We start from the raw sequence: 3538 nt of genomic DNA, 5'->3' as shown, positions 1-3538 counted from the left end.
TGTCCGGGGTGAAACCTGTGCCACATCCAACCAGCAACAGTGCTGTGGTGAACGTCAAACCTAGCGCTTTCTTATACATTCATCACCTCGCAAAAGGCCCCTTGCTGCAAAAAGAAAGTCTGGTTGACCCACCATTTGGACAACCATCACCTGTATAGCCTTTTGTGCATCGAGCATAGCTTTGTAAAGGAAAATTTGTCAACGTTTCATTTACTGCAAATGTAAGCTTTTTTTTATTGTTTTATATAGATTATAAATTCAGTTGACTCAAAAGAGAATTTTTTCATGATTTGTTTTTTTAAAGGAGAAATTTGAAAGATTGAGAAGATGAAAAAGCAGTCGGTAGAACAATCTACCGACTGCTTTTTCATCTTGGGTCAATTGGCGTTCTTGATGTAGAACACAGGGGAGACCCAGGTGTCCCAGTGTGCAGCATTGTTGACATCTCCACCTGCACGCAGAGCGTTCACTTTCAGGCGGTAAGCACCATCAGCAATGGTCTTGGTGACAGGGACTCCAGCTTTCATCTGGGCTTTCTTGATGCTGGCATTCCAGGTGTAAGCACTGAAGTAGTAGGCTCCACCATCTCTGACAATCTGGTTGCGAGAAAGGCTTTCAGCACGCAGAACTTCACTGCCTGTGTTGAACAGGGGTTTGCCCGTGGCAGCGTTCAACACTTCCACAGTCATGACCTGGGCGGGCATGGCCAAGTGGTAGTACACTTTGGGAAATTGGTTTTTGCTCAGGTCATACACTGCACCATCCACCTGATCGTAGTCCTGTTTGGTTTCAGGATCGTACATGGTCAGGAAGTTGTAGGTCATGGCAGGTTGTGTCTGATAGTCACCCTTGTAACCCATGTATGGCACACGTACCGTTTTGCCTGTGGCAGATTTGAAGGTGATGTAGCCACTGAACATGCTGCCGTTGCGGTCTTCAGCAGGAGGAGTGATGTCCACACGAAGCACCACACTGTTTCCGGGGTACAGGGTCACTCTGGAGGCTTGCAATTGAACATTGGCCACTTTGTCGCTGAACTGCACAGGCGAAGTGCCGAAAGTTCCAACAGCAGGCTCATGGCTGACGTTGTACGTCAGTGTGTTGGGACCATCGTTGTAGAGACGGATGGTGCGGGTCACTGTTCCTTGAATTTCTTCCAGAGACAGACGGCTGGGTTCCGTGCGAACAGGATTCTGGATGCTGTTCACCACATTGACCATGCCAGACCCCTGACGGTTGACCCCGTCCAGAATGCTGGTGCCTTTGAACACCCCAGGATTGGAGTTGTTCTGCAAGAGGGTCAGCACTTTTTGGCTGTCTTTCTTGAGCTCTGGGCGGGCTTGCAGCATCAGAGCAACGATGCCAGCCACGTGTGGGGAAGCCATGGAAGTCCCACTGAGGGTTGCATATCCACCCAATTCCAGAGGATAGGTGGAGTAAATCTGTCCACCGGGAGCAGCAACATCAGGCTTGAACTTGAGCAGCACGTCTGGACCATAGCTGGTGAAATCAGAAGGCAGGTTGCCGACTGGATTGACGAATGATTTCATTTCAGCTTTCCAGGTGACCGTAAGCGTCTCCCCTGCAGCCAGTTTGGCATCCAGAGCTTCTCCCACGGCTTTGTCTGTGCCCATGACTGGAATGGTGGAAACCACACTCAACCCGGGATAGCCTGCAGAGTTGTTGTAAATCACCACCGCAGCAGCCCCTGCAGCTTTGGCATTGTCGGCTTTGGTGGTGAAAGTGCATCCACCACGACGGACCAGAGCCACTTTGCCTTTGAGGCTGTCAGCAGGCAATGCAGCACATGCATCTGCAGTGGACAAAGCAGAACCGGTGCGCACCATTTCCATGGTGCCAGAAGTGGGAACAGCCGCACTGTCTGATCCGGGCAGGTAGCCCACATCCACTCCATTGGCAGTGAAGTAATTCAAACGCACACCAGAGTTTTCATAGCTGGCCACACTGATGGCCCCTTCGGTACCAGAAATTCCACCCAGTGCAAATGGACCTTCTGTTCCGTTGTTGCCAGCAGAAGCCACCACAATCACACCGGCAGCAATTGCATTCTTGATGGCTTCTGAAGTCACGTCATTGGGCCAGGTGCCAAAGCTGCCCAGACTCATGTTGACCACATCCATCTGGTCCACCACAGATTGCTCAAGTGCAGCCACCAGAATGTCATCGTAGGTGGAGCCATCACATCCAAAGACACGGTAGGCACCAAAAGAAACTTCAGGGGCAACACCTTTGACGGTGCCATTGGCGCCCACAATGCCTGCCACGTGGGTACCGTGACCACCACAGTCATCGGCAACCGCATCTGGTTTGGGAATGTAGCTGTCATTGACTCCGTAGTTGTCTCCCACGAAATCTTTCTGGGCCACAATGCGACCTTTCAGGTCTGGGTGATCCACATCAATTCCTGAATCGATGACACCCACTTTGATGCCTTTGCCTGTCAGCCCCAGTTCGTTTTGGGCAACATCCACTCCGGTTTGGGTGATGGCTGTGGCCAGATCAGGGGTGATGGGATCTGCTTTCACAAATCCAGCAGGTTTGATCATGCGTACTGGGCTGATCGATACCACACCAGGCAGTGCAGCAATCCGATCAATGTTTTCTTTTGTTGCTGTGACAGACACCCCATTGAAAACGCGACTGAACGTGTAGTTCTGCTGGTAATCAATGTTCTGGTCTGCTGCAAGTTTGGAGAGGGTTTGAGCAGACATGGGCTGAATACCGGTGCCAGTGACACCAAATTTCACAAACCAGCGGTTGGTCTCTTCCACTTTGAGGGTACTGGGTTTGCTGGTCTGTGCTGCGTGTGGAGCAGGCAAAGCATTCTGTGTTGGCAGGGTGGCATTGGAGCAACCTGCCATCACAGCGGTCAGGGTGATGAGGGCCAGAGAGGAAAAAATGGGCTTTCTCACTTGATCGCTCCTTGGTTGAGCCAACTCAGTTTGAGTTTGTAGGTGTTCTTGGCATTGTTGTCCGTGTAGCCTTCAGCAACTCTGGCACTGGTGACCATCACGTAGTAAGTGCTGTCTTCAGTGAGGGTGTACTCCAGTTTGGAACCCATGTCCGTCCCTGTGAGGGGATTGGCATCGTCATTGACCGCCAGAGGCTGGGTGGCACTGTTGACAATGGGAGGATACAGGTACACCACAGAGTCCAGAGCAGAATCCGCGTAGGCGCTCTGGGTCAGCACTTCGAGGGCAATCTTTTGACCTTTTTTGCCCTCGAATTTGTACCAGTCCACGTCTTTGTCTGAACCATCAATGATGGCTTTGCGGGTGGTGGTTCCATAAGAAAGCAGCATGGCCTGGTCGAAGGTGTTGTTGGGCTCGAACAGGTCTGGCAGCACCACTTTAAAAGATGAATTCAGCACTTTTTCGTTGCCAGAAGTGTCTTTGGCTTTAATTTCTACACTGTAGGTGCCGTCATCGAGGCCGGTCTGGTTGAAGCTGAACGATCCATCCGCACCCAGCGTCAGGGTCTGTGCTTCTCCACCATTCACCGAAATCGTCGCAGATTG

General features: G+C 51.3%; 2 protein-coding genes. Both read right to left on the bottom strand.

What is annotated here, in order from left to right:
* Positions 1-377: 377 nt before the first annotated feature.
* Positions 378-2933, bottom strand: coding sequence for a S8 family serine peptidase (locus tag Q371_RS28155; RefSeq protein ID WP_034345443.1), 2556 nt, complete (start codon positions 2931-2933; stop codon positions 378-380).
* Positions 2930-3538: pre-peptidase C-terminal domain-containing protein (locus Q371_RS23225; RefSeq protein ID WP_034345440.1), on the bottom strand; the 609-nt coding region annotated here is incomplete at its 5' end. The genes Q371_RS23225 and Q371_RS28155, both read right to left, overlap by 4 nt.

Origin of the sequence: Deinococcus misasensis DSM 22328 (assembly GCF_000745915.1) — a bacterium.
In the GTDB taxonomy this organism is placed as follows: domain Bacteria; phylum Deinococcota; class Deinococci; order Deinococcales; family Deinococcaceae; genus Deinococcus_C; species Deinococcus_C misasensis.
Note: the sequence above shows the minus strand (reverse complement) of the source record. Positions and strands in the feature narration are given on the sequence as shown.